Source organism: Geobacillus uzenensis, assembly GCF_002217665.1.
In the GTDB taxonomy this organism is placed as follows: Bacteria; Bacillota; Bacilli; order Bacillales; family Anoxybacillaceae; genus Geobacillus; species Geobacillus subterraneus.
This window is the reverse complement of sequence record NZ_NEWL01000005.1, coordinates 161,608-181,690: the sequence shown is the minus strand read 5'-3', so window position 1 is coordinate 181,690 and position 20,083 is coordinate 161,608. Positions and strand designations below refer to the sequence as shown.

The 20,083-nt window shown below is 53.6% G+C and carries 21 protein-coding genes and 1 tRNA gene; 4 read left to right on the top strand and 18 right to left on the bottom strand.

Annotated features, from left to right (window positions below; all coding sequences use genetic code 11):
- Positions 1–42: 42 nt before the first annotated feature.
- The 5 genes from B9L21_RS06250 to B9L21_RS06230 form a co-directional block, all read right to left on the bottom strand.
- A complete protein-coding gene (locus B9L21_RS06250) occupies positions 43–1,014 on the bottom strand; it encodes a sugar phosphate isomerase/epimerase family protein (RefSeq protein ID WP_063165662.1) in 972 nt (323 codons plus the stop codon).
- Between the two features lie 112 nt (positions 1,015–1,126).
- A complete protein-coding gene (locus B9L21_RS06245; protein ID WP_063165661.1) occupies positions 1,127–2,281 on the bottom strand; it encodes a Gfo/Idh/MocA family protein in 1,155 nt (384 codons plus the stop codon).
- Entirely contained in the window at positions 2,278–3,027 is a 750-nt protein-coding gene (locus tag B9L21_RS06240) for a ThuA domain-containing protein (protein WP_063165660.1), read from the bottom strand. The genes B9L21_RS06245 and B9L21_RS06240 overlap by 4 nt, the downstream gene beginning before the upstream one ends.
- A 59-nt stretch (positions 3,028–3,086) precedes the next feature.
- Positions 3,087–4,166, bottom strand: coding sequence for a Gfo/Idh/MocA family protein (locus B9L21_RS06235; protein ID WP_063165659.1), 1,080 nt, complete (start codon positions 4,164–4,166; stop codon positions 3,087–3,089).
- A 158-nt stretch (positions 4,167–4,324) separates the two neighbouring features.
- Entirely contained in the window at positions 4,325–5,329 is a 1,005-nt protein-coding gene (locus tag B9L21_RS06230) for a LacI family DNA-binding transcriptional regulator (protein WP_063165658.1), read from the bottom strand.
- 735 nt (positions 5,330–6,064) lie between these two features.
- Between B9L21_RS06230 and B9L21_RS06220 the strand changes: the two genes are divergently transcribed.
- Positions 6,065–7,009 (top strand): transposase, encoded by a 945-nt coding sequence (locus tag B9L21_RS06220; protein WP_063165657.1) that lies wholly within the window; start codon positions 6,065–6,067, stop codon positions 7,007–7,009.
- Positions 7,010–7,497: 488 nt separating this feature from the next.
- Here B9L21_RS06220 and B9L21_RS06215 read toward each other — a convergent pair whose 3' ends face one another.
- The 5 genes from B9L21_RS06215 to B9L21_RS17585 form a co-directional block, all read right to left on the bottom strand.
- Positions 7,498–8,811 (bottom strand): MFS transporter, encoded by a 1,314-nt coding sequence (locus B9L21_RS06215; protein ID WP_063167327.1) that lies wholly within the window; start codon positions 8,809–8,811, stop codon positions 7,498–7,500.
- A 133-nt stretch (positions 8,812–8,944) separates the two neighbouring features.
- Positions 8,945–9,388 (bottom strand): MaoC/PaaZ C-terminal domain-containing protein, encoded by a 444-nt coding sequence (locus B9L21_RS06210; RefSeq protein WP_063165656.1) that lies wholly within the window; start codon positions 9,386–9,388, stop codon positions 8,945–8,947.
- Between the two features lie 430 nt (positions 9,389–9,818).
- Complete coding sequence (locus B9L21_RS06205) at positions 9,819–10,223, bottom strand: hypothetical protein (protein WP_063165655.1); 405 nt, start codon at positions 10,221–10,223, stop codon at positions 9,819–9,821.
- Complete coding sequence (gene glsA / locus B9L21_RS06200; RefSeq protein WP_063165654.1) at positions 10,192–11,166, bottom strand: glutaminase A; 975 nt, start codon at positions 11,164–11,166, stop codon at positions 10,192–10,194. The genes B9L21_RS06205 and glsA overlap by 32 nt, the downstream gene beginning before the upstream one ends.
- A gap of 138 nt (positions 11,167–11,304) precedes the next feature.
- Complete coding sequence (locus B9L21_RS17585; RefSeq protein ID WP_156485820.1) at positions 11,305–11,469, bottom strand: hypothetical protein; 165 nt, start codon at positions 11,467–11,469, stop codon at positions 11,305–11,307.
- A 73-nt stretch (positions 11,470–11,542) separates the two neighbouring features.
- Here B9L21_RS17585 and B9L21_RS06195 point away from each other — a divergent pair, with 73 nt between their 5' ends.
- The gene (locus tag B9L21_RS06195; RefSeq protein ID WP_063165653.1) at positions 11,543–12,004 is read left to right on the top strand and encodes a Uma2 family endonuclease; all 462 of its coding nucleotides are present in this window, start codon (positions 11,543–11,545) and stop codon (positions 12,002–12,004) included.
- A gap of 310 nt (positions 12,005–12,314) precedes the next feature.
- Positions 12,315–12,388: transfer RNA gene (locus tag B9L21_RS06190), tRNA-Pro, on the top strand.
- Positions 12,389–12,471: 83 nt separating this feature from the next.
- Here B9L21_RS06190 and bioF read toward each other — a convergent pair.
- On the bottom strand, positions 12,472–13,644 hold the full coding sequence (gene bioF, locus B9L21_RS06185; RefSeq protein ID WP_063165652.1) for an 8-amino-7-oxononanoate synthase: 1,173 nt from the start codon (positions 13,642–13,644) through the stop codon (positions 12,472–12,474).
- Positions 13,645–13,889: 245 nt separating this feature from the next.
- Here bioF and B9L21_RS06180 point away from each other — a divergent pair, with 245 nt between their 5' ends.
- A complete protein-coding gene (locus B9L21_RS06180; protein ID WP_063165651.1) occupies positions 13,890–14,072 on the top strand; it encodes a small acid-soluble spore protein H in 183 nt (60 codons plus the stop codon).
- Positions 14,073–14,118: 46 nt separating this feature from the next.
- Here B9L21_RS06180 and B9L21_RS17580 read toward each other — a convergent pair whose 3' ends face one another.
- From B9L21_RS17580 to B9L21_RS06150, 7 genes are all read right to left on the bottom strand, one after another.
- The gene (locus B9L21_RS17580; protein ID WP_168157878.1) at positions 14,119–14,256 is read right to left on the bottom strand and encodes a hypothetical protein; all 138 of its coding nucleotides are present in this window, start codon (positions 14,254–14,256) and stop codon (positions 14,119–14,121) included.
- 99 nt (positions 14,257–14,355) lie between these two features.
- The gene (locus B9L21_RS06175; protein WP_063165650.1) at positions 14,356–14,721 is read right to left on the bottom strand and encodes a VOC family protein; all 366 of its coding nucleotides are present in this window, start codon (positions 14,719–14,721) and stop codon (positions 14,356–14,358) included.
- On the bottom strand, positions 14,718–15,500 hold the full coding sequence (locus B9L21_RS06170) for a YhfC family intramembrane metalloprotease (RefSeq protein ID WP_063165649.1): 783 nt from the start codon (positions 15,498–15,500) through the stop codon (positions 14,718–14,720). Before B9L21_RS06170 ends, B9L21_RS06175 begins: the two co-directional genes overlap by 4 nt.
- A gap of 22 nt (positions 15,501–15,522) precedes the next feature.
- The gene (locus tag B9L21_RS06165) at positions 15,523–16,170 is read right to left on the bottom strand and encodes an SdpI family protein (protein WP_063165648.1); all 648 of its coding nucleotides are present in this window, start codon (positions 16,168–16,170) and stop codon (positions 15,523–15,525) included.
- Positions 16,157–16,441 carry an autorepressor SdpR family transcription factor gene (locus B9L21_RS06160; protein WP_063165647.1) on the bottom strand — a complete coding sequence of 95 codons (285 nt, stop codon included), beginning with the start codon at positions 16,439–16,441 and terminating at the stop codon, positions 16,157–16,159. Before B9L21_RS06160 ends, B9L21_RS06165 begins: the two co-directional genes overlap by 14 nt.
- Before the next feature lie 316 nt (positions 16,442–16,757).
- A complete protein-coding gene (locus B9L21_RS06155) occupies positions 16,758–18,305 on the bottom strand; it encodes an acyl-CoA carboxylase subunit beta (protein WP_063165646.1) in 1,548 nt (515 codons plus the stop codon).
- 58 nt (positions 18,306–18,363) lie between these two features.
- Complete coding sequence (locus B9L21_RS06150; RefSeq protein WP_063167326.1) at positions 18,364–20,019, bottom strand: AMP-binding protein; 1,656 nt, start codon at positions 20,017–20,019, stop codon at positions 18,364–18,366.
- Between the last annotated feature and the right edge of the window lie 64 nt (positions 20,020–20,083).

Genomic DNA, 20,083 nt, shown 5'->3' with positions numbered 1-20,083 from the left:
CATCGGCGGCAAAGAGCCCCTCGCTCCTTGCCGCCTCCTTTTTTATGCCCACCACATCTCGGGCAGTTCTTCTTTAAACTGCACGTGCTTGAGGAGCGCCACCGCTTTGGACAGCCCTTCGTCGATCGAGACGAGCATGTCTTCATGCTCGATGGAGAGCACATAGTCATAGCCGACGGCGCGCAAGGCGCTGACGATGTCGCGCCACCGTTTTTCACTTTGCCCGTAGCCGACGGTGCGGAACACCCACGAGCGGTCAAGAATTTGGCTGTAATGTTTCGTATCCAGCACGCCGTTTTTGCGGATGTTCGCTTCGTCCAAGTACGTATCTTTCGCATGGACGTGGAAAATCGCTTTTTCGCGGCCGAGCCATTTGATCGCTTCGACTGGGTCGATGCCTTGCCAAAGGAGATGGCTCGGGTCGAAGTTGGCGCCGATCGCCTCGCCGACATGCTCGCGCAGTTTGAGGAGCGTTTCCGGATTGTAGACGACAAAGCCCGGATGCATTTCAAAGGCGATTTGATGAATGCCGTGCTCCTTGGCGAACGCCGCTTCTTCGCGCCAGTACGGAATGACGACTTCGTCCCATTGCCATTTTAAAATGTCCAAGTAGTCCGGCGGCCAGGAGCACGTGACCCAGTTCGGGTATTTGGCGCCAGGGTGGTCGCCCGGGCAGCCGGAGAAGGCGTTGATGACCGGGACTTCGAGCTGCTCGGCGAGTTTTACTGTTTTCCGCCACGTGTCATGCGATTGTTTCGCAAACGCTTTGTCCGGATGGAGCGGGTTGCCGTGGCAGCTGAGCGCGCTGATGATGAGTCCGCGGTCGTGAACCGCTTTTTTCAACGCCTTGATTTTTTCCGGCTGGTCTAACAGGTCATCCGGATCGCAATGGGCGCTGCCCGGGTAATTGCCGGTGCCGAGCTCGACGGCCTCAATGCCCATCGCGGCCACTTTGTCGAGCATGTCTTCAAACGGCAGCTGTTGATACAAGACGGTAAATACGCCTACTTTCATTGATGTTTCTCCCCCTTCTTGCGGTGTAGGGCCGGTCAGTCGGCGGCCGGCCCCACCGTGTCGTTTTGTTTTGGCGCGCCGTTCGCGCCCGTGCTGGCCGCGCTGACGCTGTTTATTCCGCCACCCGCACCCATTGTTTCGTCCGGTGGCTTTCCAAAATGGCGTCAACGATCGTCATCGTATGATGGCCGTCGGCGATCGTCGCAAACGGCAGCTCGCCGAGCGCCTCGCCGCGCTGTTTCCGGCTGATGGCGCTGTAAAAGTCTAAGAACAAGTTTTTCAGCCCGTCCGGCCAGCCCTCTTCATGGCCGCCCGGGTAATGGGCGAGCGAGGCGGCACGCGGCGACAAGAGCGCCGGGTCGCGGACGACTTCTTCGTTCGGGCCGTTGCGGCGCCCGACCCAGAGGCGGTTCGGGTGCTCCTGATCCCAGGCGAGCGTCATGGCATCGGTGGCGATTTCAAAATAGAGCCGGTTTTTCCGGCCGGCGCTCACTTGAGAAATCGTGAATGCGCCGTGGGTGCCGTCAGCAAAATGGACGAGCACGCTGCCGCCGTCTTCCGTATCAATCTGGACCGGTTCGGCGTCTTGAGCGCGTCCGGATGTGAACGTGCTTCCTTCCTGCTTCGGCTTGTAGCGAACCGGATGGACGGTGCGCAAATCGGCGAACACTTCGACGATGCGTTTGCCGAGCACGTATTGCACTGTGTCGCACCAGTGCGAGCCGATGTCGGCGATGGCGCGCGACGGGCCGTTTTGCGCCGGATCGAGCCGCCAGTTGTAGTCGGTGTCATAAAGGAGCCAGTCTTGCACATAGCCGCCATAGACGAAATGGACGCGCTTCGCTTCGCGGGCGAGCCGCTCTTTCGCCTCAGCGACGAGCGGGTAGTGGCGGTAGTTGAAGCAGACAGCGCTCAAACCCGGGCTTTTGTCCGCCAGTTGTTTCAGTTCGGTCGACTGCTCGCTGTCCATGGCGAGCGGCTTTTCCGACAACAAATGTTTCCCCGCCTCCAGCACGGCCTTGTTAATCGGAAAATGCAAGACGTTGCGCGTGCAGTTGTGGACCGCTTCCACGTCCGAGTCGTCAATCAGCGCCCGGTAGTCGCCGTACGCTTTCGGAATCCCGAACCGGCGCGCGGCTTCCTCCGCTTTTTCTTGGCTGCTTGAGGCAATGGCGACAATGTTCACAAACGGCAGGCGGCGGAGCGTCTCGATATGGGACGAGGCGGAAAAGCCCGTGCCGACGATGCCGACGTTGATCGGTTTCATCGCGCTGTTCCCCCTTGTTTCGCTTTGATCGGTTCCAGCGGCTTGACGTTGCCGAAGACGATTTCCCCGCGGTTGACCGGCGCGGCCCAGCGGGCGGCGTTGGCGATCACTTTCAGCACATCTGGATGATGGTACGTCGGATACGTTTCATGGCCGGGGCGGAAGTAGAAAATTTTCCCTTTCCCGCGCGTGAACGTGCAGCCGCTGCGGAACACTTCCCCGCCTTCAAACCAGCTGATGAAAATCGTTTCGTCCGGCTCCGGAATGTCGAAAAACTCACCGTACATTTCTTCCTGTTCAAGCTCGATGTACGGTCCGATCCCTTCGACGATCGGATGGCCCGGGGCGACGACCCAGAGACGCTCCTTTTCATCCGCCTCGCGCCATTTCAAATTGCATGTCGTTCCCATCAGCTTTTTGAAAATTTTCGAGAAATGTCCGGAGTGGAGAACAATAAGCCCCATTCCTTCAAGCACGCGGCGGTGGATGCGTTCAACCACTTCGTCTTTCACTTCGTCATGGGCGATATGCCCCCACCAGACGAGAACGTCGCACCGGTCGAGCACCTCATCGGTCAAGCCGTGCTCCGGTTCATCCAACACGGCGGTCGCTGTGTCAAACCCGGCTTCAGCCAAGTAGCTCGCGATGACGGTGTGCATCCCTTCCGGATAAATGGCTCTTACTTTTTCATTTTTCTTTTCATGGCGAAATTCGTTCCAGACGACGACGCGGATCGGTGTTGTCATATGTTCTTCCCCCTCGATTGGATTTCGGCTTGCCACGGCAAGCACAAAGCAGTTGATCTTTACCATTCAATGCGGACTTGCCGCCCTTGTTCGGACGAGGCATAAATCGCTTCCAGCACTTTGGCGATCGTGAGTCCTTGTTCCGCCGTGCAAAGCGGTGATGTGTTCCCGGCGATGCTCGTCAAGAAATGGTCAAGGAGCGCCACCCGTTCGCCTTGATCGTCAAAATGGAGGGTGACATCCGCTGGAACGCCGTGTTCATGGCGGAACCATTTCACTTCTTGGCGGTTTCCAGCCACATTCCACTCCCAGCGCACGCCGCCTTCGGTGCCAAGAAACTCGACATACGCCCGCTCCTCTTCGATGTGCGACGCCCAGCTCGTCTCAAGCAGCACCGTCGCGTCGTTTTCGAGCTGGATGAACGCCGAAGCGAAGTCTTCGACCGTATACGAGGCGGTTGGCGCAAACGCCGTTCCCGGCCATGCCCCTTGGTGGCGCGGGCCAAATTTGGCGTACGTTTTCCCCGTCACCGCGATCGGATTCGGGTTTCCAAGCAGCCAAAGCGTGACATCAAGCATATGAACGCCTAAGTCGATGAGCGGACCGCCTCCGGAGCGCTCACGGTCAAAAAACCACGCCCCCCATGCGGGAATGCCGCGGCGGCGCACCCAGCCCGTTTTCGCGTAATAAATGTCGCCGAACGCGCCTTCTGCGATGCGTTCATGAAGCCATTGCGCCGCTTGACGGAATCGGTTGTTCAGCGAGACCATAAATTGTTTCCCCGATTCGTCGCGGGCGCGGATGATGGCATCCGCTTCTTCCGCTTTCGTTACCATCGGCTTTTCGCAAAGAACGTGTTTTCCGGCCCGCAAGCTGTCGACCGCCACTTGGGCGTGCAAAAAGTTCGGCACGGTGATGATGACGGCATCGACATCTGGTGAGGTGAGCAGCTCTTTGTAGTCGCTGTACACGTTGCGAATGCCATACGTTTTCGCTTTTTCCACGGCTGCTTGTTCATTGACGTCGCAAATCGCCTGCAAGACGGCGCGCTCCGAAAGCTTTAGCGCCGCTTTGATGTGTTCGTTGGAAATCCCTCCAGCTCCAATCAAGCCGAGGCGGATTGGGCGTGCGTTTTCCATATCGATTTCCCCCTTGCGTTCATTTGTTTTCGCGCGACTTGCTTCCACGTCGCCTCTATTATTTGTTTGAAGTAACACCCTTTGTGATGTAATCGATTACATCACATTTACAAAAAAACTGACCTGCTCCTCTGCCGCCGGGGAAGGGAGCGCTTCCATCAAACTAGACGCTCCCCCCCACACGAGTCGCGAATGATGAGGTGGTCAGGCAAAACAAACTGGCGGCGGCTGACCTCGCCCCCTTCGATCAGCTGAAGCAACAGCTCCATCGCTTTTTGGCCGATCTCAAACATCGGCTGGGCGATCGTCGTGAGACTCGGTTCAAAAATCGAGGCCATTTGAATGTCGTCAAATCCGACGACCGCCACATCGTCCGGAACGCGCCCGCCGCGGTGGCGGACCGCCTTGATCGCCCCGATCGCCATCTCATCGTTGGCGGCGAAAATGGCGGTCGGCGGCTCTTCAAAGGCGAGCAGCTTCAATGTCATGTTGTATCCCGATTCGTAGGAAAAGTCGCCTTCTTGCACGAGCCCTGGGTCGGCATCGATTCCATGCTGCGCCAATGCTTGGTAGTAGCCGCGCAACCGATCGCGGCTCAAAATGATGTTCATCGGCCCGGACAGATGGGCGATGCGGCGATGGCCAAGGCGGATCAAGTGCTCTGTCGCCTTGCGGGCGCTGCTGATGTTATCGATCGAAACGGTCGGGATGTCCGTCCCTTCCAAATACTCGCACGCCAAGACGATTGGAAACTGCCGCGTCATTTCTTCCATCAGTTCTTTCTGGATGCGAGCGGTTAAAAAAATCATCCCGTCCACTTGTCTTTGCGGCAGCACATTCAAATATTGCTCCTCAAGCCGGGCGTCATTTTGCGTATCGCCGAGCAGCACCTGATAGCCATGCTCGAGGGCGACCGCTTCAATGCCGCGCAACACCTTTGAGAAAAACGGATTCGTAATATCGGGCACAACGACGAGCACCGTTTCGGTCTCCATCCTCCGCAAATATCGGCCAAGCACGTTCGGCTGGTAGTTCAGCGCTTCAATGGCTTCGAGCACGCGCTGCCTCGTCTCCTCCGTGACGTTGTCCGCGTTGCGCAATACGCGCGACACGGTGGCCGTCGATACGTTTGCCCGCTTCGCTACGTCTTTTATGCTTGCCATCGGTGTAGTCCTCTCAGTTATGTAATCGATTACATCTCCATCGTATCGGAAAGACAGGGCAATTGTCAAGCGTTGTTTTTTCAATCCGTCTTAGACATGGTTTGCCCCTTTCTCATAGGCTAAAAAGATCATCCCGTATCAAGAAAGCTTCTACGCAAGCGTAAGCATGGGACGAATCGATGCTTCTCACTCCAACCGCAAGCGTAGGCGGGACAAGATTCAAATCTTAGTCTCTATAAAAGACTTATCACATGATGAATCCGGGCATTGTCCAAGACTAGCGCACCCCCGCTCTTTCGACAAGAGCCAGAAGTCCAGCAACATTTGCGGTGTTGGCAGGCCGGTGCTTGTATAAATGGGAAGTAAATACAAAACAGAGGTTTTTCCTAGTTATCCATTTTTTATACTCACATTTCGCACCCTAACAAGGTCAAAACAAAGGATTTTTTATTTAGTTTTTCAGAATAACTTTTTGACCAACACGACGAGCGATGGCTATCCTTTTTTTACCATCGCTGGTCGTTCCGTATGACAGACCTTTTTGACTTGAACGTTCATGAGAGAAAAACTCCTTCACTTTCCTTGTGTGTCAAGGATTCATTCGACATCGGAACGAAAAAATCCTCCCGATTTTCGTTGGGAGGGTGCGAAATGTGAGTTTATATTTTCCATGCAGGATTTTTTCTTCTGTTCACGAATCAGTATTGATGTAAAGTTTCAAAGTGAGGTGATCGAATGGCCATTGACCATGACCGATTGTTCAAAGAACTAATCCAAACGTTCTTCGAAGAGTTTATTCTCCTCTTTTTCCCCGAGATGCACGAACACATTGATTTCAGCCATTTGTCCTTTCTGTCCGAAGAACTGTTTACCGATGTCACGGCAGGTGAAAAATACCGCGTCGATCTATTGGTTGAGACGAAGCTGAGAGCAGAAGACGGATTGATCATTGTGCATGTAGAAAACCAGGCGTACATCCAACTGTCATTCCCCGAGCGAATGTTTCTTTATTTCAGCCGTCTGTTCGAAAAATACCGCACCCGCATCGTTCCGATCGCCGTCTTCAGCTATGATACCCTCCGTGATGAACCATCCTTGTTTTCGATTGAGTTTCCCTTTGGTGAGGTGCTAAAGTTTCACTTTTTTCCCGTAGAGCTGCGCAAGAAACATTGGCGGGATTATATTCGGCATAACAATCCGATTTCGGCTGCCCTTCTTGGCAAAATGGGGTATACTGAAAGTGAAAAAATCGAGTTAAAAAAAGAGTTTTTGCGCATGTTGGTGCGATTGGAGCTGGATGAAGCGAGGCAAAGGCTGTTGTTGGGCTTTTTTGAAACATATGTGAAGCTGTCGGAGGAGGAAGAGCAACAACTGCAAAGAGAGGTGAAGGCGATGGAAACAAAAGAAAAAGAGAAAGTATTGGAGCTGATCATTTCCTATGAGCAAAAGGGAAGGAAAGAAGGATGGGAAGAAGGGATGAAACGCGGGCTTCAACAAGGGATCAAGCAAGGAATGGAAGAAGGAATGAAACAGGGAATGAAACAGGGAATGAAACAGGGAATGAAACAGGGAATGAAGCAACTGATCCGCAACATGGCGCGCAAAGGAATGACGGAGAAAGACATTGCCCAGTTGGTGGATCTTCCAGTGAAAGATGTTCAGGCATTGCTTAAAGAGTAGGAAAATAAAAAACAAGGGGATGGCTCTGGGAGATGCCCAACGAAGACGGTTGGCGAAACGGCCAACGGATCGCCGTATGAGCGGCATGTCCTAGTTGCTGAAGGACTTCCGCATTGGTAAAGACTGTGACCTACAAAGATGTTTAACGTAATTTCCGAAAGAAGTCTCCCACCTCAAGGAATGTGAAGGGTGATCGCCCAATAAGTAGGTGGGAGATGAATTTCGGTTGGCCATCGCCGATGAATATGATCGTCTATGGTTCAAACGGACACCTTCGGAACGAAGGGAAGCGTAAAGGGTTGTTGTGTGTAGCTTACCGTTCAGTGAACACGCACAAGTCGCTTGAACCCCCCACCTCCCTCTAAGCGAAGCGTAGGTGGTGGGTAGTTCACCCAAACATATCCGACCGTCCACACTGCAAGCAGACAAGGTAAAAGGGCGCCTTTGCGTTCAGGCAAAGGCGCCCGCAACATGGAAGGGGGCTCGGATTAATCAAGCGCCTGGCGCGCTCGGTCTTGCAGCATTTTCACCCCGGCCAGCGAGATCAAGCCCATGACGACGATATAGAAGGAGATGGCCGTTGCACTCCCGTATTTATGCAGCAGCCACGTGCTCACGAGCGGCGCCGGGCCGCCGGCGATGATCGATGCCAACTGGTAGCCGAGCGAAGCGCCGCTGTAGCGCAGGCGCGTCGGGAAGTTTTCAGCGATCATGGCTGCCTGCGGACCATACAGCATACCATGGAACACCATGGCAATGATCGTCGCCAACATAATCAGACCTACGCTTTTTGTGTTGACGAGCCAATAATACGGGAACGCCCAAAGCATAAGCAAAATGACGCCTGTCATATAGACGCGCCGCCGCCCCCACCGGTCGGATAAATGGCCGGAATACACAATGGAAAGCGCATTGATAATGGCCGCAATAATCGTCGCATTGACGAAAATGCTTTTGTCCATTTTCAAAAATGTCGTTCCGTAGCTGACGATAAACGTAACAAAAATATAGAACGACCCGTTTTCGATCACCCGTGCGAGCGCGGACCAAAGAATTTCACGCGGATGTTTGGCGAGAACCTCGCCGACCGGCATCTTGCTCGTTTCTTGTTTTTTCATCGCTTCTTGGAACAGCGGCGATTCGAGCACTTTCAGCCGGATATATAGGCCGACGGCAATCAACAGGAAACTAAGCAGAAACGGCACACGCCACCCCCACGCATAAAAGCTGTCACCGCCAGTCGCGAGCATTAATGTCGTCACGAGCGAAGAGGACAACAGCCCAAACGGCACGCCCATCTGCGGCAGCGAAGCCATCAATCCGCGCCGTTTTCCTTCTTCCCACTCCATCGCAATCAAAATGGCGCCGCCCCATTCTCCGCCGACTCCGATGCCTTGAATGAGACGGAGTATGGTCACCAAGACTGGGGCCCATAAGCCGATTTGTTCGTACGTTGGCATCAAACCGATCAACGCCGTCGCCAGCCCCATCAACAACAAAGTGGCGACCAACGTCGCCTTCCGGCCGATTTTATCGCCGAAATGGCCGAAAATCGCAGCCCCGACCGGCCGGGCGACAAACCCTAAGGCGAACGTTGTAAACGACTGCATAAGCGCTACGTACGGGTCGCTTTGCGGGAAAAAGAGCTGCGGAAACACAAGCGCGGCCATCGTCCCGTAAAGGAAGAAATCATACCATTCAATCGTCGTGCCGACCACACTCGAAATCGCGGCCCGCCTTTTTTGGCGTTTTAATTCCGCCGCATCCATCGTCGTTGTCACTGCTGCCAACACCCCTTTCATCATATGTGAAACCGCGGAAAAACGAATGAATAATAGCTGAAGCAGCTCTAGCCGATTACCCTTTAATGTTAGCGCTTACAAAAACCATCTTTCTCTTTCACGACGGCTTCCAAAGCAGCGCCCCGACCGCTGTTCACCTCTTTCCTTCCCGCGCCACAAGCACATGCACAACCGCATCGATGACCGTCTCACCGTGTTGGTTGACGACTTGTTGATGCACCGTGACAAGCCCCGCTGTCTCGCCCCGCTCAGTCAACTGCCTCACTTCCGATTCAACGTAAATCGTATCGCCGATTTTCACCGGGCGGACGAAGCGGAGCGCGTCGATGCCGTAAAAAGCGAGCACACATCCCGGCTCCATCATCCATAGCCCAGTCGCTGCCGACATTGTCAGCATCCCGTGGGCGATCCGTTCGCCAAACCGTGTCTGCCTCGCATATTCTCGGTCCGTATGCAGCGGATAAAAATCACCGGAAACGCCGGCAAACTGCACAATATCGGCCTCGGTAATCGTCCGCCCACGCGACCGATAGCGCTCGCCTACGGCATACCCTTCAAAAGGTCGGTCAAAACGCAATGAAATCCCCCTTTCGTTTCATGTTCAAAAAGAGTCAACCCATCCCCACCCCCTTTCAAGCAACGGAAAAACGATTCGCTGATCAATTTTTTGCAATTTTCAGTATATTTCAGGCGAACTATCATCGAAAATCACGAGACATAACCGCTCGGGTCTTCACAACGGTTTGGCCTCATACTTGTCACTAACATATGAATGAGAAGTGGCGGATAGAACGGTTATTTATGATTTCTTGTTTCTAAACGGCTGTAATAATGTAACAGGCTAGTCCCCTCACCTCTACTCGAGAACAAGGCAATGTTAGCAGCGAAAAGCTTATGTCTAGGTAGCCATCTTCTAAACGGTGGAGTTGATAAGTGGAGGAGTGTCACTTATCTTTCATAGTCGTATCAATAAAAACTCCCGGACTGTTCCGTCCGGGATCGCCATCTCACACCTCCACCGTCCTCCCTTCCTCAACGACATGGTAAAGCAAATGCGCCAAATGGTGGATCGGGCCATATTCTTCCTCGCCGTCTTCAGCCATTTCTTCTTCGTCGGCGAATTCGAGGTCGTTCAAATAGAGCGCCATAAACTCGTAAAAATCTTTTAGCTCGAAGCTGTAGCACGCGCTCGGGTCTTCGTTGTCCTCCTCATACTGAAGCATTAAGTAGGACACATTCCCTTCGTTGTCTTCAGCGTCAAAAAAGACAAAATAGCCGATGTTCGTGTCAAGATCAAACAAATGCCGCGTTCCGCCTTCGGTCGCTTTGTCAAATTCGTCTTGGCTCAACTTGCCGACGTTCATCGCTTCCACATCATCTTCACGGTGAAACTGGACCGTAAATGTTTTCACTGTCATTCCCTCCTCCAAAAATGCTTAATGAATACGTTTTGGACAGCCGCTCAAGCAGCTTGATCCCGGTGAGACTGTTCCCTTTCTCATCGAGCGCCGGGCCGAAAATGCCGATGCCGCACCGCCCAGGGACGGCGGCGAGAATGCCGCCCGAGACGCCGCTTTTAGCGGGGATGCCGATTTTGATCGCAAACTCCCCGGATGCATTGTACATGCCGCACGTGACCATGAACGTTTTGCAAATGCGGGCGACATCAAGCGGCATGAGCGGCTCACCCGAATGCGGGTCGCGCCCGTCAAGCGCGAATACTAAGCCAATGCGCGCCAAATCGATGCATGTCATCTCAATGGCGCATTGCTTCGTGTACAAGTCCATCAACTCTTCGACGTCTTCATCAATAATGCCGTGCTGCTTTAAAAAATAGCAAAGCGACCGGTTTAAAAACGCGGTTTCAAACTCCGATTGAGCCACTTCTTTTGAATACGTAATCTGTTCGTTGCCTGCCAATCGGCGCACGAACGCCAACAGCCGCCCGAGCCGCTCTTCGACCGAACGGCCGCGGATCATGTGCGTCACCGCCAATGCCCCGGCGTTAATCATCGGGTTAAGCGGTTTGGCCGGCTGCACTTCCTCGAGCTTGGCGATCGAGTTGAACGGGTCTCCTGTCGGCTCCATGCCGACTTTGCGGAACACGTCATCTTCTCCGTGATCCATCAACACAAGGGCCAAGGCAAGAATTTTGGAAATGCTTTGCAGCGTCACTTTCACCGTTACATCGCCGGCGCTTACCACTTCGTCGTCCGGCGTGTAAATGGCGATCGACAGCTCACTTGGGTTCGCCTTGCCTAAGGCGGGGATGTAGTCAGCCACTTTTCCGTAGCGGGCGTACTGCTTCGCTTCTTCGACAAAGCGGGCCAGTTCTTCTTGATTGTACACATTCATCACCGATCGTTAGTATCGCCTGTTTTTTCCGTTTCTATGCCCAAACGGTTCAAACAGCAGCAATTACCGATAGGTTCGCTTTGCCCTCGCCAAGCGGGGCCGCCGGCAAACAACGGCCCCGCTCCTCTCAAGATGTCCTTAGCCTGTTGTTTGAACGGCATCTGTTTTTTCTTGTTCTTCCTCCGCAAACACGTTTTTCAAATCGATTGCAAATCCGGGAAAGGGGCGGACAGGAATCGTCTCATCGCGAACATACATCCCTTGATGGCGGAATCTCCCTTCTTCGAGCACATAGACATCCATCGTCTTTCTCTAACAACCTTGTTGTAGGCAAGGGAGAACGGTTTCAAGTATAATGAATAAAGAGGTGAGGAGCATGCAAGAAGCCATCAATATGTCCCCGTCCCCGTCATGGGAACATCAAATCGTTTGCGACAATCTTGTTTCCATGATCAAAGGAAAAAGCCCATGCCAACCGATTTCCAACTTATCCGTGAAACTCGAAAAGAACGGAAACGTGATGAACGAGTTTATCCAGCCGGATGTCGCTGTCTATTGCGAACGGCCGGAAAAAATCATCGGCGGCTATAAGGGGCGGCCGCTCATTGTCATCGAAGTTGTCAGCCCGTCAACCTACAAAATCGATGTGACGCTGAAAAAAGATTTGTACTGCGCCTACGGAGTGGAAGAATACTGGATCGCCGACCCCTACAACAAAACGATCCGTCAGTGCACACTCGAACATGATCGATACGCCGAAACGATCATCGCCTGTGGCGAAATGTTCGATTCTGTCATCGGAACGATTGACACAGCGCTCGTGTTCCAAGGCGTGTAGAAAACAGGAAACGCCCGATATGGACGAAGCGAGACGGTCTGTCCGAAAGTTGCTTGATTTTGGCATCGAGACGGTCGGCTGTTACCACAGCGGAGTGTGCCGCGGCCAGATTCGCAAACAGTTGGAGCGAATGGCCCGATCGATGGCATCCCCCCCCCGTTTCAGAGCACGGTTAATCCATGGCTGACAGACGAAGCCTCGTCGGATGCCGATGGCCTTTCAACGGCATCCTTTTCTGACTTCATGGAAAATTAGCCATTGATCTTATCCTGTTTTTCTTGTATAATGAAGTATGTCTGACCAACCTCTTCGGGATGTAGCTCAGCTTGGTAGAGCACACGCATGGGGTGCGTGGGGTCGCAGGTTCAAATCCTGTCATCCCGATCGATCGAAGGAGACCAGCCGGAAAACGCCCGGCTGGTTTTTTTGTTCTCTCACGCGTTTCCTCCTCGTGACGCTGTTTTCCCCTAGGAAATCAACCCGATCTGCCTTCCTGCCCAAGCGATACGGTCAACGGCCATATCAACGTCTTCTGCCGTCATGGCGGCGGTGACGGAAAAGCGAATGCGCGCCGTTCCCTCAGGGACGGTCGGCGGCCGGATGGCGATGGCGGCAATGTCCGCTTCCTGCAGCAACTCGCTCATCGCCACAGCTTGGTCGTTCGGACCGACGATCACGGGAACGATCGGCGTCTCGCTGCCGCCGGTGCCAAAGCCGAGCTGTGTCAGTTTCGTGCGGAACCGTTCACTTAAGGCATGCAGACGCCCGCGCCGCTCCGGCTCGGATTGGACGATATGAATGGCCGCTTCATTGGCCGCAAGGACAGCGGGCGGCAAGGCGGTCGTAAAAATGAAGCTGCGGGCGCTGTTTATCAAGTAGTCGATCAGCCACGGCTCGCCAGTTACATACGCCCCGAAGCTGCCGAGCGCTTTGCTGAAGGTGCCGATGGCGATCACATTTTCTTCCTTCTCAAGCCCGAAATGACAAAGCAGCCCTTCGCCGTTTGGTCCAAACACCCCGCCGCTGTGCGCTTCATCGACAACCAACATCGCGCGGTAGCGCCGTTTCAGCTCGACAAGCTCCGATAATGGCGCCAGATCGCCATCCATGCTGAAGACAGCATCGGTGACGATCCATTTTCGTTTGCCCGGCGGAGATTGCCTTAATAATGCTTCCAACTGATCGACGTCATTATGCCGATAGCGGAAACAGGCGGCTTTGCTCAGGCGAATCCCGTCAATTAAGCTTGCATGGTTCCACTCGTCACTAAAGACGAGATCATCGCGGCGAATCAGCGCCGTCAGCACACCGATATTCGCGGTATAACCGCTGTTGAAAATGAGCGCAGCCTCCGCTTGTTTCCACTGTTTCAGCGCAGCTTCGGCCCGTTCGTACAGCGGATGGTTGCCGACGACGAGCCGCGATGCCCCCGCCCCAGCCCCGTACCTTTGCATCGCCTCGCAGCCCGCTTCAATGAGCCGTTGGTCATCCGCTAACCCCAAATAATTATTGGACGCTAAATTCAACATCGGCTTTCCGTTTAGGATGACCGAAGCGCCTGATGCCTCCGCTCGGCACAGCTGGCGTTTTTGCGCTTTTTGCTCTAGTTTGTTCAACTCGAAACAAATCTCTGTTTTCATCTTCATCCCCCTATATGTAAACTATTTATAAAATAAAGTTTACAAAATAATCCGCTAATTCACTAGTACCGTCTGTACAGTTTGTTTAATTGATTATTTAGAACAATGTTTATTTATATAAGTCAGTGACTGCTGCGTCGGTCCTTTTTTCTCTTTATGCATAGCCCGTCCCTCAAAAAGTCATACTATATCTGTCTGAAACGTCCCTATTTCCGTTCATCTTGCGAACTAAGGAGGTGCTGAAAATGGATGCTCGTCGGGCGCAAGAAATCGCCTCATCGCCAGTGATGGCGAATGTCACGTACAACGGCCAGCGCATTTACATTGAGCATGTCGATCAGCAAAAAGGGATGGCAACCATCCATCCGCTTGACAATCCGAATCAAAAACAAAGCGTGCCGGTCGCCAGCTTAGAAGAGCATTCGTAACCACAAAAAAGCGGGAGAAGGAATCGTCCTTTCTCCCGCTTTTTTGTTAATCAGCCGTTACCTCTTCCCGCGTTTTATAGGCGTCTTGCACAGCTTGTTCCCTCATCGACGCGCGGCCTGCCGTCCGGGCATCAGCGGTGCGGACAGATTTGTCGCTGCGCTTGTTGTTCGCTTTTCTCTCCATCGCGATTCCCTCCTTCGTCTCTAGCATGCCCTGAATGACAAGCGGTTACTATCGCGAAGGAGCAAAACACTGCCCGATCTAATGGATGACTAAACGATCTTACACTTTTTCCAACAACTCGATCCGGTTGTGAAACGGATCGCGAAAGGAAAAACGCTTCACCCCTGGGATCGGTTTTTCATCTTGCGTCACGACGCCTTGTGATTCCAAATAACGGCGCGCGGCTTCGACATCTTCCACTTCAAACGCCGGGTGGCTTTTGCTGTTGTAGCCGTCGCGGTTTTCTGCTCCAATATGGAGCTCGATATCGCCGACTTTGTACCAAAGCCCACCGTTTGCCTTCAGCGACTCAGGTTTTTCGATTTCCTGAAAACCGAGCACATCCGTATAAAACGCCCGCGCCTCATCTTCAGCGCCAAATGGAATACAAATTTGCACATGATCAAGCCGTTTGATCCGAATCATCGTTCCTCTCCCCCCTGTGCGAATGCCGGTTTGATCCGGCGGATGAACGAAACCGCCGCAACCGCCCAAATGAGCAGCACTCCCTCGACCACCCAAATGTTTTTGACCACTTTCGCTTGATAGAGCGCCGGCAAGACGTCCATCGCCGCGTGAAGCAAAATCGCGTACAGGACATAACGGAACTGCCGCTGGCGCACGCCAAGCAAAACAAGGAGCGACAGCGCCACATGCACCGCCAAAGCAAACAGCCGTTCAAAGCCGCCCAACACGTACATTGCCAACGGCGTGTGCAGCACTTGTTCCTTGATCAGCTCCGCCTGGCCTGCCGGGAGCGACGGGGCGATCGTTTTGTCGAAGGCGCCTGATTGAATCAAACTCAGAAGCACAATCGCGTTCACAGCGCCAAACACGCCAAGCAGCATCGCTTCCACCCCGCCGTGCCCAAGCCCGAATGACAGGCCGTCGCCATACGTCCGGTTTTGTTTCAACAGCCAGCGAAACCCGACATAACGGCCGATTTCCTCAAACACACCGGCGGCCAGCGCGGCGTACAACACAAAGAGCCAAACGCTGTCCGTCCCTTTCAGCGCCGGCCGTCCTGGTTCAAGGACAGCGATGTGAAGCGCTTTTTCCAACACTTGTGAAAACACGAAAAACATCAGCGCTCCGATGCCGAGCGCTTTCCACGAAAGCCATCCTTTTTTTCTTCCGTACCATGCGAGACCAACTGGAACAAACAATGAAATGGAGAGCTGCACCGCCGCACCGATCATTCCCACGTCCTCTCCCCCTCCCGCTTATTTATGAACGGTTGCGCTGTTCTTGCTGCTCATAAAGAAACGATCGAACGATGAGATACAAATTGCCGACAACGATGATGACGAGAAACAAAACAGCCCTCATCTCTCCGCGCCAAAACGCGGTGAGCATCGACAAAATCCCCATCGCGGTAAATACTTTGCCGCCAAGACGGTGCGTTTTATGCCAAACCGTCTCACTCGCTAATGTCCACGGTGTGCGAATGCCGATGAAATAATTGTGTTTGATTTTCGGCATATAATTTCCGATGACAAGAAACAGACCGCCGATGGCAAGCGGCACGGCCGCCCCAACATCGATGGAAAATCCAAGGTTGTACGCCAATGTCACGGCATGCAGCGCCAAGAAAAAGCAGGAAAGCGCCGCATTGACAATACGATAGCTTTTTTGAAAGCGGGCGTAGTTTTCTCTTTTCGGGTCGAGCTTCGGCAAGACCGCCATTAAAAGCGTGAACACCGTCATGAGAACGGGCAGCAGCAACGCGCCAAACCATTTGCTGCTGAAGCCATCAGCTTCCCCTGATGCGTTCCAATGGATCGCCACTTGATCCGGCAAATACGGAAGGGCGGCCACACTCAAGAAATAAGCGAGAACCGTCAACACGATCGTCAGCCGGCTAACGTTCATCATGTCTCTCCCCCTTTTCGACAAAATCGTAAAACCAGCGAAGCAAATCTTGAAACACTGTCGTGTTCAGAGAGTAGTAGATATGCTGTCCCTCACGCCGGTCTTGCACCAAATCAGCCTGCTTTAGAATTTTCAAATGATGCGATACGCTCGGTTTTTGCATATCAAAGTGCGAAGCGATTTCCCCTGCCGTCAAATCCCCCGTTCGCAGCAACGTTAAAATTTTTCGGCGCGTCGGATCAGCAATCGCTTTAAACGCCTCGTTGAACGACAATGGTAATCCCACCTTGTGAACGATTTTGGATGCATCTTAAGGAGTTGGAAGCCACCGGGAGAGCTTTCATTTGTCGTTGCCTCTTATGCGCCAATGTGACAGGTTTTCATACATATATACGTATATAGTTAGATATTTAGAAAAACATCTAAATATCGGATAAACGATTCGCTATTAATTAAAGAATATTTCATTTCCATTCGACTGTCAACGTCTTTTCTCGTTTTCCCACGTAGATATCAGTGGAAAGGAGCGCGCACAACTAGGCGCCCCCGAGTCCATGGTAACGTAGGGCTTGGCTTCCCACTGACTTCCGTTAAAACCCCGTCGGCCAAGCGGCGAGCAAGCGCTCGCTTTTTTCGCGCTTGGATGTAAGCAAATATTCAAGTGTCTGGCAAAGGAATTTCCGCGTCTTTGCTGGATGGATGACATCGTCGATCAAATGTTTGCGCGCCGCCTCATACGGCGAGCTGTCAAACGACCACTGCTTAAGCAACTCTTGACGCCGCTCATGCGGGTTGTCGGCGCGTTCAAGCTCGCGGCCGTATACAACATTCACTCCAACTTCCGGACCGGTGAAATTGATTTCCGCGCTCGGCCAAGCGACGACCACATCTCCTCCCATACCCGGCCCGCACATATTGCCGTACGCCGCCCCGATGCTTTTGCGGATGACAACCGAGATTTTCGGGACGGTGGTTAGTGCCAGCGCCTGATTCCACACCATGATTTTCGTCGCCATTTTCGCTTTTTCCGCCTCGACGCTGACGCGAAACCCCGGCGTGTCATGCAAAAAAATAAGCGGAATATGATACGAGTCGCACAAACAAATAAATTCCGTCGCCTTTTGGCATTCCTGCGGCCCAGGCGCTCCTGCATATTGATTGGGCTGATTGGCGATGATGCCGACGACATGGCCGTTCAAATGTGCCAAGGTGGTGATCAGCGCTTTGCCAAATTGTTTCTGATACTCAAAATAATCGCCATCATCGACAAGGCAGGTGATGATTCGCCGCATATCATAGACACGGCTCTGTCTGTCCGGCAAAATCGAAAACACTTCCTCCACCATCCGGTATGGATCATCGTCCGTCTTCCGCATCGGCGGCCGCTCGTTCGCATTTTGCGGCATGTATGAAAAAAATCGTTTCAGTTGCTCGATGCATTCTGCCTCCGTCTCGCCATCGGCGTCAATCTGTCCGGTATATTGATGGTGGATGTCTACGCCGCCGAGCTCATCCGGCGCGACGCGCTGCCCATTCGCCAATTCGAGCATACGCGGCCCCACGATCGCCATGCATGTCCCCTTCAGCTGCGTGACAAAATCGCAACTCACCGCCGTCCATGTCGGACCGCCGTAGCTGTCTCCCAAAATTGCCGCCATCGTCGGCACTTGCCGGTGGTGGGTGAGCAGCTCGCGTGGAAACAGTTTATCGCTGATTCCGTCCGACCCCATCCCGTCCGGCATGCGCAACCCGCCGCCTTCATGGAGGAAAAACATCGGCAAGCCATTGCGCACAGCCAATGCATGCATCTGCCGCGACTTGCGCAAATGAACGCTCCCCTCTGTTCCCGCGAGCACCGTTTTATCCCCGGCAATAATGACCGCCGGGCGGCCATTCACTTTGCCGATGCCGGCGACAAGCCCGTCTCCATACGTTGTTTCTGCCAAGGCGGGCTGGTCGGACGCGTTCAGCCGTCCAAACTCGATAAAGGTTCCTGCATCCACAAGCCTGTCGATCCGCTCTCTAGCAGTTAGCAACCCTTTCTCGTGCTGCTTAGCGATGTTCTCCGCGCCGCCGCCCAACGCGGCGCGTGCTTTTTTCGCCATCAGTTCGTCTGTTAATTGCCGCAAACTCCCCATCATAATCCCCCTTTTTTCGGAAAAGGCGGGGCGGCTCGCGCCAACCTCCGCCGCTATGTTATTCCCGTGGCAGCAGCTTTCTCAATACTTTACCTGACGGCGTCGCCGGCAATTCATCCATGAACTCGATATAACGCGGATACTTGAACGCCGCCATATTCGTTTTCGACCATTCGATCAAGTCCGACGACGCCACCTTTCCTTTGTACGAATCGTGAAGAACAACAAACGCTTTCGGCACTTCCCCTTTCATCGGGTCAGGCACGCCGATGACCGCACATTGTCTAATGGCTGGATGCTCGTTCAACAACGCCTCGACGTCTTCCGGAAAGACGCTGTAGCCGGACACTTTGATCATCTCTTTCAGCCGTCCTTGGAAATACAAATAGCCGTCTTCATCGACATACCCGATATCGCCAGTGTACACCCACCCATCTTTCAGCGTCTCGTTCGTCGCATCAGCGCGGCGGAAGTAGCCTTTAAAAACCCCCGGATTTTTGACGACAATTTCCCCCGACTGTCCGGGCCCGAGCTCTTGTTTCGTTTCCGGATCCACGATGCGAATGTCCGTCTCATACGTTGGGATGCCGCACGAGCCAAATTTCACACGGTCATCCGGCATGAACGTGTCACACGTATGCGTCTCGCTCAGCCCGTAGGCGGCTTCGTACAACAGGCAGCCGCCGGCCGCTTCCGCCCACCGCTCGGCAAGGTCTTTCGTCACCGGCAGGCCGAAGCTTGTCGCTAAGTTGCGTTTTAGGCTCGATAAATCCGCATTGACAGAAGAGAGCGCCTGCAGGATGGCCGCGTTCATCGGAGCGATGCTGTACCATGCCGTGACTTTGTACGTTTCGATGGCTTTGATCGTTGCCAGCGGGTCGAAGCGGGTGAATAATACGCACGGATGGCCGGTGTACACCGGCATATTCAGTCCCATCACCATGCCGGCAATATGGCAAAGCGGGGAATGGGCCATAAGCTGTTCGCGTTTTTCCGTCAGCCGGTTCGCCTGCGCGGACGCCGCTGTCTTAAAGAGCGCACTGCCATACGGGAGCATCGCTCCTTTCGGCCGACCGGTCGTCCCCGACGTAAAAACGATCAATCCGACATCGTTCCACAAGTCAATGGGAGCGGTCTCATCAAGCGGCGGAGAAGTGGCAATGATGGCGGTGAACTCATCCGCGCCTTCACACGTCTGCTTCGGTTGCAGCACCTCCTCGCAAAGCGGGATCTCCCCTGCCGGATCCGCATAGTCGCCGTAATGACAAGCGACCGTAAACGACAGCGGCGCCGTTTGTTGTTCAGCTTGTTGAATGCGGGATAATCCTTCTTCCCCAGCGATGATGCCGACAAGCGGCACTTCAGCGAAAAAATAGGCGAGCTCCGATTCCCGGTACATCGGGTTGAGCGGGACGACGACGCCGCCTAACTGCTGGATGGCGAAGTGGGCGATGATGTATTGCGGACAGTTTTGCATGTACAAGGCGACATAGCTCCCTTTCCTCACCCCTTTTTCCTGCAAATAGCGGGCAAAACGGCGGACGTGATCCAGCAATGTTCCCCAAGTGACCACCTTGTTGTAGAAGATGTACGCCGGCTCGTTTTCCTCGCGTTCGCCGCGATGGCGCAAATAATGATAGAGCGGCTGTTCGCCGAGCACATAGCGGAGCTTCTTCGGCAATCCGCTCGGCCAATACGGACGTGTTTTGTTCATCCGTTTCACCATCCCTTATTAAAAATACTGAACGGTTAGTATGTCCCTTTTTAGAAAACGCTTT

What these genes read in the sequence shown, in the direction of transcription:
- B9L21_RS06250 (WP_063165662.1), bottom strand. Translation starts at nt 1,014, where the DNA reads ATGAAAGTAGGCGTATTTACCGTCTTGTATCAACAGCTGCCGTTTGAA.
- B9L21_RS06245 (WP_063165661.1), bottom strand. Translation starts at nt 2,281, where the DNA reads ATGAAACCGATCAACGTCGGCATCGTCGGCACGGGCTTTTCCGCCTCG.
- B9L21_RS06240 (WP_063165660.1), bottom strand. Translation starts at nt 3,027, where the DNA reads ATGACAACACCGATCCGCGTCGTCGTCTGGAACGAATTTCGCCATGAA.
- B9L21_RS06235 (WP_063165659.1), bottom strand. Translation starts at nt 4,166, where the DNA reads ATGGAAAACGCACGCCCAATCCGCCTCGGCTTGATTGGAGCTGGAGGG.
- B9L21_RS06230 (WP_063165658.1), bottom strand. Translation starts at nt 5,329, where the DNA reads ATGGCAAGCATAAAAGACGTAGCGAAGCGGGCAAACGTATCGACGGCC.
- B9L21_RS06220 (WP_063165657.1), top strand. Translation starts at nt 6,065, where the DNA reads ATGGCCATTGACCATGACCGATTGTTCAAAGAACTAATCCAAACGTTC.
- B9L21_RS06215 (WP_063167327.1), bottom strand. Translation starts at nt 8,811, where the DNA reads ATGAAAGGGGTGTTGGCAGCAGTGACAACGACGATGGATGCGGCGGAA.
- glsA (WP_063165654.1), bottom strand. Translation starts at nt 11,166, where the DNA reads ATGAATGTGTACAATCAAGAAGAACTGGCCCGCTTTGTCGAAGAAGCG.
- B9L21_RS17585 (WP_156485820.1), bottom strand. Translation starts at nt 11,469, where the DNA reads ATGGATGTCTATGTGCTCGAAGAAGGGAGATTCCGCCATCAAGGGATG.
- B9L21_RS06195 (WP_063165653.1), top strand. Translation starts at nt 11,543, where the DNA reads ATGCAAGAAGCCATCAATATGTCCCCGTCCCCGTCATGGGAACATCAA.
- bioF (WP_063165652.1), bottom strand. Translation starts at nt 13,644, where the DNA reads ATGAAAACAGAGATTTGTTTCGAGTTGAACAAACTAGAGCAAAAAGCG.
- B9L21_RS06180 (WP_063165651.1), top strand. Translation starts at nt 13,890, where the DNA reads ATGGATGCTCGTCGGGCGCAAGAAATCGCCTCATCGCCAGTGATGGCG.
- B9L21_RS17580 (WP_168157878.1), bottom strand. Translation starts at nt 14,256, where the DNA reads ATGGAGAGAAAAGCGAACAACAAGCGCAGCGACAAATCTGTCCGCACC.
- B9L21_RS06175 (WP_063165650.1), bottom strand. Translation starts at nt 14,721, where the DNA reads ATGATTCGGATCAAACGGCTTGATCATGTGCAAATTTGTATTCCATTT.
- B9L21_RS06165 (WP_063165648.1), bottom strand. Translation starts at nt 16,170, where the DNA reads ATGATGAACGTTAGCCGGCTGACGATCGTGTTGACGGTTCTCGCTTAT.
- B9L21_RS06155 (WP_063165646.1), bottom strand. Translation starts at nt 18,305, where the DNA reads ATGGGGAGTTTGCGGCAATTAACAGACGAACTGATGGCGAAAAAAGCA.
- B9L21_RS06150 (WP_063167326.1), bottom strand. Translation starts at nt 20,019, where the DNA reads ATGAACAAAACACGTCCGTATTGGCCGAGCGGATTGCCGAAGAAGCTC.